Origin of the sequence: Lysobacter sp. 22409 (genome assembly GCF_052045105.1) — a bacterium.
Taxonomy (GTDB): Bacteria; Pseudomonadota; Gammaproteobacteria; order Xanthomonadales; family Xanthomonadaceae; genus Lysobacter; species Lysobacter antibioticus_B.
Genome location: NZ_JBQEOE010000012.1, coordinates 118,119 through 126,130, shown reverse-complemented (window position 1 = coordinate 126,130; position 8,012 = coordinate 118,119). Strand labels below are relative to the sequence as shown.

Here is an 8,012-nt window from a genome sequence, read left to right as displayed (position 1 = left end):
GGCGGCACTGCCGCCTGGGCTTGGCGAACGCCCGGCGCGCTGCGCCGGGCCGGGGCACGTCGTAGCAGATCGCGTGTACCTCGAGCAGCGCTAGGCGGCACTGCCGCCTGGGCTTGGCGAACGCCCGGCGCGCTGCGCCGGGCCGGGGCACGTCCTAGCCGATCGCGAGTACCCCATCGAAGCGGCCGGCGGCACTGCCGCGATAGTTGGTACCGCCTGCTTGAACCCGGCCGGCGCCGCAGGCCTCAGTTACGCGGTCGCGGCTCGCGCCGCTCCTACCCGGCGACAATCCGAAGCTTCGATCAGCGACTGCGGCGGTGCGGCCGCAGCCTGTCCCGTGGTCGCGGCTTACGCCGCTCCTACAGGGGGGCGCAGTGACTGGTGAACCCACGTCGCCGTCCGCAACTACGCGGTCGCGGCTCGCGCCGCTTCTACCCCGCGACAATCCGAAGCTTCGATCAGCGACTGCGGCGGTGCGGCCGCAGCCTGTCCCGCGGTCGCGGCTTACGCCGCTCCTACCCGGGAGGCAGCCCCGAGTCTGTTTTGCGGGCATCCGCAGCCCAAACCGCGACCCCCATCGCCACTTCGCCGTGTGACTGCGGTTGCGGAACGGCGTTCGCGTGGCCGGCCGTGCCACAATCGGCAGAACCTATTCCTCGTCGAGCGGTCCAAGACCCCGACCTCAGAACGCCAAGGATTCGATTGATGAAGCGCATCATTTTCGCCGTGCTCGGCGCGATCAGCCTGTCCGCCTGTGCCCAGGCGCCGCAGGGCGCCGCCGCCAAGAGCGATCCGGCCGCCCCCGCCAAGACCGCGGCCGCCGCCAAGGGTTCGGCGCCGGAGGTCAAGGCCGGCAGTGCCGATGCGCTGGCCGTCGAGGCCATCCGCCAGCTCAACCCCAACGTCAGCATCGACAAGGTCGGCCCGTCGCCGGTGCCGGGCTTCCGCGAGGCGCTGGCCCAGGGCCAGGTCGTGTACGTCAGCGACGACGGCCGTTACCTGTTCCTGCCGGGCTCGGGCGGCGCGCTGTTCGATACCCAGGCCAAGAAGAACCTCAGCGAAAGCAGCCTCGCCGGTATGCGTAAGGACCTGCTGAAGACCATCCCGGCCAGCGAGCGCATCGTCTTCGCTCCGGCCAATCCGAAGCACACGGTGACGATCTTCACCGACGTCGAGTGCGGTTACTGCCGCAAGCTGCACAGCGAGATCGCCGAGTACAACCGGCAGGGCATCGCGGTCGAGTACCTGGCCTTCCCGCGCATGGGCATCGGCAGCGAGGACTACAAGAAGATGGTCTCGGTGTGGTGTGCGGCCGACCGCCGCAAGGCCCTGACCGACGCCAAGAGCGAGCAGAGCATTCCGAACAAGGACTGCAAGAACACCGTGACCATGCAGTACAACGTCGGCCAGCGCGCCGGCCTGACCGGCACGCCGATGATCCTGACCTCCGAGGGCATCCAGCTCGGTGGCTACGTGCCGCCGGCGCAGTTGCGCGAGGCGCTGGACAAGATCGCCGCCGACGCCAAGCCGGCCCCTTCCGGCGCCAAGCCGACCGCGGCCGTCGCCGTGCCGACCGGCGGGCGCTGAGTAACGACCCCGCGCCCGGGCGCTCCGGGCCAGGTTCGACCGCATCGCCGCCCACTGGGCGGCGATGTCGTTTCCGGGGCTGCGTTTCGCGGGTGGCCGGGTCCTGCTCAAGGGCGGGAAGGGGCCGCAGCCGGGGTGTAAGCGGGCGCTTCGGCCGCGCTGGCCAAGGGGCCGTGGACCGCCGCGCGGCCCGGTCGGGTGCCGGGCCGAAGCTGGAGGGCGGTTTTGGATACAATACCGGGCCCTGCGTTGCACGGTTCCCCGGACATGATCGTCCTCGAGGGCCATTCGGCCCTGTCTTCGTTCCGCCGCGAGCGTCTCCAAGCTCGACTGTCCGCCCTTCATCCGAGTATCCGCCTGCTCGATGCCTGGCCCGTCTACTGGGTCGAGCCCGACACCGGCGCTACGCCCGACGACGCGACCCTGCGCCGCATCCTCCAGGCCGAACCGCATGAAGCCGCCCGCAGCGATGCGGCGGTCTCGCGCTACGTGACGCCGCGCCTGGGCACCTTGTCGCCGTGGGCGAGCAAGGCCACCGAATTGCTGCGCGGCGCCGGCCAGCCGGTCAAGCGCGTCGAGCGCGGCACCCGCTACGACCTCGAAGGCTGGCCGAGCGATGCCGCCACCCAGGGCGCGCTGGCCAAGGTCCTGCACGACCCGATGACCCAGTCGCTGCTCGAAGCGCGCGACGATGCGGCGGCGCTGTTCGCCGTGCCCGCGCGCGGCGAGCTCGAACGCATCGCCCTGGACGATCTCGAAGCCGCCAACAGCCGTCTCGGCCTGGCCCTGGCCGACGACGAGATCGGCTACCTGCGCGAGCGTTACGCCGCGCTCGGCCGCACCCCGTCCGACGTCGAACTGATGATGTTCGCGCAGGCCAACTCCGAGCACTGCCGGCACAAGATCTTCAACGCCTCGTGGACACTCGAAGGCCGCGAGCAGCCGCAGTCGCTGTTCAAGATGATCAAGCACACCCACGCGCAGACGCCGGAGAACACGCTCTCGGCGTACAGCGACAACGCGGCGGTGGTCGAAGGCTATCCGGCGCGGCGCTTCCGCCCGCAGCCGGGCAGCCAGTCCTATGCGGCCGAAGCGCAGATTCCCTCGGCGTTCTGCATCAAGGTCGAAACCCATAACCACCCGACCGCGATCGCGCCGTTCCCCGGTGCGAGCACCGGCAACGGCGGCGAGATCCGCGACGAAGGCGCCACCGGTCGCGGCGGCCGTCCCAAGGCGGGCCTGTGCGGTTTCAGCGTGTCGCACCTGCGCATCCCGACCCTGCCGCAACCGTGGGAAGGCGAACGCGCGCTCAATCCGCGCATGGCGCCGGCCCTGGAAATCATGCTCGACGGCCCGCTCGGCGCGGCCGCGTTCAACAACGAATTCGGCCGCCCGAACCTGGTCGGTTATTTCCGCAGCTTCGAGCTGGCCGAAGGCCAGGCCGGCAACGCCCGCCTGGCCCGTGCCTACGACAAGCCGATCATGCTGGCCGGCGGTCTCGGCGCGATCGACCGGGTGCAGGTTGCCAAGCTCGGCCTGAAGCCGGGCCATGCGGTGATCGTGCTCGGCGGCCCGGCGATGCTGATCGGCCTCGGCGGCGGCGCCGCCAGTTCGGTCGCTTCCGGCGACAGCGCCGAAGCGCTCGACTTCGCCAGCGTCCAGCGCGACAACCCGGAGATGGAGCGTCGCTGCCAGGAAGTCATCGACCGCTGCGTCGCGCTCGGCGAAGCCAATCCGATCGACAGCGCCCACGACGTCGGCGCCGGCGGTCTGTCGAATGCCATCCCGGAATTGCTGCACGACTCCAGCCTCGGCGGCGTGATCGACCTGGCCAAAGTGCCGAGCGACGATCCTTCGCTGTCGCCGATGCAGCTGTGGTGCAACGAATCGCAGGAGCGTTACGTGCTCGGCCTGCCGGCCGACCGCGTCGCCGACTTCGCCGCGATCTGCGAGCGCGAGCGCTGCCCCTTCGCCGTGGTCGGTTATGCGACCGCGGAAGAGCGCTTGGTGGTCGGCTACGGCGCGACGGTCGAATCGGTGTATGGCGAGAACAAGATCGCCGACGCCGATTGGGCTATTGATCTGCCCATGGACCTGCTGTTCGGCAAGCCGCCGAAGATGCATCGCGACACCCGTTATCCCGCCGACGCGCCGTGGCCGGCGCTGCAGTGGGATGGACTGGATCTGCACGACGCCGGCCTGCGCGTGCTCGCGCACCCGACCGTCGCCGCGAAGAACTTCCTCATCACCATCGGCGATCGCACCGTCGGCGGCCTGGTCGCCCGCGACCAGATGATCGGCCCCTGGCAGTTGCCGCTGGCCGATTGCGCGATCACCTTGTCGGACTTCGACGGCCACGTCGGCGAAGCGATGGCGATCGGCGAACGCACGCCGCTGGCCTTGCTCGATGCCGCCGCTGCCGCGCGCATGGCGGTCGGCGAGGCGATCACCAACCTGTGCGCCGCGCCGGTCGAATCGCTCAACCGTATCAAGCTGTCGGCGAACTGGATGGCGGCAGCCTCGCACCCGGGCGAAGACGCGCTGCTGTTCGACGCGGTCAAGGCAGTCGGCCTGGAGCTTTGTCCGGAACTCGAACTGAGCATCCCGGTCGGCAAGGACTCCTTGTCGATGCAGGCCCAGTGGGGCTCGGGCGAGAACGCCTCGAAGTCGGTGTCGCCGGTGTCGTTGATCGTCAGCGCGTTCGCGCCGGTGGTCGACGTGCGCCAGCAACTGACTCCGCTGTTGTCGCGCGACACCGACAGCGAGTTGTGGCTGATCGGCCTCGGCGCCGGCAAACAGCGCCTCGGCGGCTCGGTGCTGGCCCAGTGCCATCCCGAAGCCGGCAGCGACGGCGGCTTGCCCGCCTTCGCCGGCCTGCCGGGCGAGGGTGCGCGGCATGAAACCGGCGTGCCCGACCTCGACAGCCCGCAGCGCCTGCGCGATTTCTTCGAGCTGATCCGCGATGCGCGCGAAGCCGGCCTGTTGCTTGCGTATCACGACCGCAGCGACGGCGGCGCCTTCGCCGCGCTGTCGGAAATGGCGTTCTGCTCGCGCCTGGGCCTCGACATCAGCCTCGACGGCTGGGGCGAGGATCCGTTCCGCACCTTGTTCAACGAAGAGCTCGGCGCGATCGTGCAGATCGCCGCCGAGGACCGCGCCGAATTCGCCGACCTCGTCGCCCGCCACGGCCTGATCGATTGCGCTCAGCGCATCGCCAAACCGACCACGGCCGCCGCGGTACGCGTTAAAGAAGACGGCAAGGTCCTGGTCGAATGGCGTTGGGACGAGTTGTTCGATGCCTGGTGGTCGACCAGCCATGCGTTGCAGAAGCTGCGCGACAACCCCGAGTGCGCCGACGAAGAGCGGGCGATCGCGCGCGACTTCAGCGCGCCGGGCCTCAAAACCAGGCTCAGCTTCGACACCGCCGAGGACGTCGCCGCGCCGTTCATCAACACCGGCGTGCGCCCGAAGGTAGCGATCCTGCGCGAGCAGGGCGTCAACGGCCAGATCGAAATGGCCGCGGCCTTCGACCGCGCCGGCTTCGAAGCCTTCGACGTGCACATGAGCGACCTGATCAGCGGCCGCTTCCAGCTCGAAGACTTCAAGGGCTTCGCCGCTTGCGGTGGCTTCAGCTACGGCGACGTGCTCGGTGCCGGCCGCGGTTGGGCGACCAGCATCCTCGAACGCAGCGCCCTGCGCGACGCCTTCGCCGCGTTCTTCGCCCGCGAAGACAGCTTCTCGCTCGGCGTCTGCAACGGCTGCCAGATGCTGGCCCAGCTCAAGCCGATCGTTCCCGGCGCCGAGCATTGGCCGGTGTTCCTGCGCAACCGCAGCGAACAGTTCGAGGCGCGTCTGGGCCTGCTGGAAGTGGCCGAATCGCCGTCGCTGTTCTTCCGCGGCATGGCCGGCTCGCGCATCCCGGTCGCGGTCGCCCACGGCGAAGGCCAGGCCAGCTTCGCCAGCAACCTCGACCAGACCGCGGCCAACGTCTCGCTGCGCTACATCGACGGCGACGGCCGCATCGCCGACCGCTATCCGCTGAACCCGAACGGCTCGCCCGACGGCATCGCCGGCCTGACCAGCAACGACGGTCGCGCCACGATCCTGATGCCGCACCCCGAGCGCACCCTGCGCAACGCCAACTTCAGCTGGTCGCCGCGCGACTGGAGCGGCGACTCGCCGTGGCTGCGCATGTTCCGCAATGCGCGGGTGTGGGTGGGGTAAGCCACGCGGCGAGGTCGTTCGATCGTTGTCTATAGAGCGGACGCCCATTCGGGCGTCCGTTTGTTTTTGTGCTCGGGCCGACTCGCCGGTATCGTCTGGATCGACCGACAGCAGCGGTGTCACACATTACGGTGCGGTTGCGAGCGTGCGTCGCCAGTTAGCACAGCTCCGCTGCACCGGCATCGCCGGCCGATGGCGCCCGCGCGAACAAAATGTGACTGATCCTTCAGTCCGTAACTGCCCCTGTTCATGAATCCGAAGCCCTGCGACTCGCGCCGGGCATCCTCGATCTCGCTTCGATGACTGTGCTTATCTCACCGACGCTCACCGGCGCTGTTCAGGGCTGGTCGAGACGGCGAATGAAACTGCTAAAGTCCGGGGATCACGCGCAGGAGGGTGACGTGAACGCAGTAGCCACATCCAACGAACCGAGCGCCAGCGCCTTACCGGCGGGGGACGCCCAAGCCGCGGTCGACATCCGCATCGTCGACGCCTTGCTGGCGAAGGGGCGCCTCAAGGAGCCCGACCTGGCGCGTGCGCGCCGGCTCCAGGAGGAGACCGGCGGCAGCCTGCTCGCGCTGTTGGCGCGGCTGGGGCTGGTGTCCGAGCGCGATCACGCCGAAACCGTGGCCGCGGCGCTGGAGCTGCCCTTGGTCAGCATCAAGGACGCGCCCGAGCTGCCGCCCGAGGGGGTGGCGCTGACGCCCAAGTTCATGAAGCAGTTCGCGGTCTGCCCGGTCGGCGAGGGCGAGCACCATGTCGACGTGCTGATGGCCGATCCGCAGGACATCTACCAGCTCGACGCCCTGCGTCTGGCGACCCAGCGCGAGGTCCGTCCCTACGTGGCGCTGCGCTCGGAGGTCGGCGACCTGGTCGAGCGCTGGTACGGCCAGGGCCGCAGCGCGATGGGCGCGATCGTCGAAACCGCCGAGGGCGAGGGCGCGGGCGATCTCGACGACGTCGAGCATCTGCGCGACCTGGCTTCGGAAGCGCCGGTGATCCGGCTGGTCAACCTGGTGATCCAGCGCGCGGTCGAACTGCGCGCCTCGGACATCCACATCGAGCCGTTCGAGAACCGCCTGAAAGTGCGTTACCGCGTCGACGGCGTGCTGGCCGAGGGCGAGAGCCCGCCGGCCAACCTCACCGCCGCGGTGATCAGCCGCATCAAGATCATGGCCAAGCTCAACATCGCCGAGCGCCGCCTGCCGCAGGACGGCCGCATCATGCTGCGGGTGCAGGGCAAGGAGCTCGACCTGCGCGTCAGCACCGTGCCGACCGCGCACGGCGAGTCGGTGGTGATGCGATTGCTCGACCGCGAGACGGTCGTGTTCGATTTCTACAAGCTCGGCTTCACCGACGAATTCCTGCCGCAGTTCCAGAAGGTGCTCGACCAGCCGCACGGCATCATGCTGGTGACCGGCCCGACCGGTTCGGGCAAGACCACCACCTTGTATACGGCGCTGAGCAAGCTCAACACCAGCGACGTCAAGATCATCACCGTCGAAGACCCGGTCGAGTACCAGATCGAGGGCATCAACCAGATCCAGGCCAAGCCGCAGATCGGTCTCGACTTCTCGCATGCGCTGCGTTCGATCGTCCGCCAAGACCCGGACATCATCATGATCGGCGAAATGCGCGACCTGGAGACCTGCCGCATCGCGATCCAGTCGGCGCTGACCGGCCACTTGGTGCTCAGCACGCTGCACACCAACAACGCCGCCGGCGGCATCACCCGCTTGCTCGACATGGGCGTCGAAGACTATCTGCTGACCTCGACCATCAACGGCATCCTGGCCCAGCGCCTGGTGCGCCGGCTCGAGCCGACCCATGCCGAGAAATACCTCGCCTCGCCCGAGGAAATCGACAAGTTCAACCTGCGCCGCTACCAACCCGAGGGCGACATCTACCTGTTCCGACCGCGCGGTTCGGCGCTGGCGCCGAGCGGTTACCACGGCCGCACCACGATCATGGAATTCCTGGTCATGAACGACGAACTGCGGCGTGCGGTGATGCGTCACGCCGGCATGGGCGAGATCGAACAGATCGCGCGCGACAGCGCAGGCATGCGCACCATGTACGAGGACGGCATCGTCAAGGCGCTCGCCGGCCAGACCACCATCGAGGAAGTGCTGCGGGTGACCGAGGATGCTTGAGAGCCGGGAATCGGGAATGGGGAGTCGGGAATCGTGGTCGTCCCGGCT

General features: G+C 68.8%; 3 protein-coding genes. All 3 read left to right on the top strand.

Features of this window, described 5'->3' with window-relative positions; all coding sequences use genetic code 11:
* Positions 1-702: 702 nt before the first annotated feature.
* The 3 genes from ACTJJK_RS08715 to gspE all read left to right on the top strand — a co-directional run bounded on the left by ACTJJK_RS08715 (position 703) and on the right by gspE (position 7,964).
* Positions 703-1,587, top strand: coding sequence for a DsbC family protein (locus ACTJJK_RS08715; protein WP_051884747.1), 885 nt, complete (start codon positions 703-705; stop codon positions 1,585-1,587).
* Positions 1,588-1,854: 267 nt separating this feature from the next.
* On the top strand, positions 1,855-5,811 hold the full coding sequence (gene purL, locus ACTJJK_RS08710; RefSeq protein ID WP_031371552.1) for a phosphoribosylformylglycinamidine synthase: 3,957 nt from the start codon (positions 1,855-1,857) through the stop codon (positions 5,809-5,811).
* A 359-nt stretch (positions 5,812-6,170) separates the two neighbouring features.
* Entirely contained in the window at positions 6,171-7,964 is a 1,794-nt protein-coding gene (gspE, locus tag ACTJJK_RS08705) for a type II secretion system ATPase GspE (protein WP_081930745.1), read from the top strand.
* Positions 7,965-8,012: the final 48 nt, after the last annotated feature.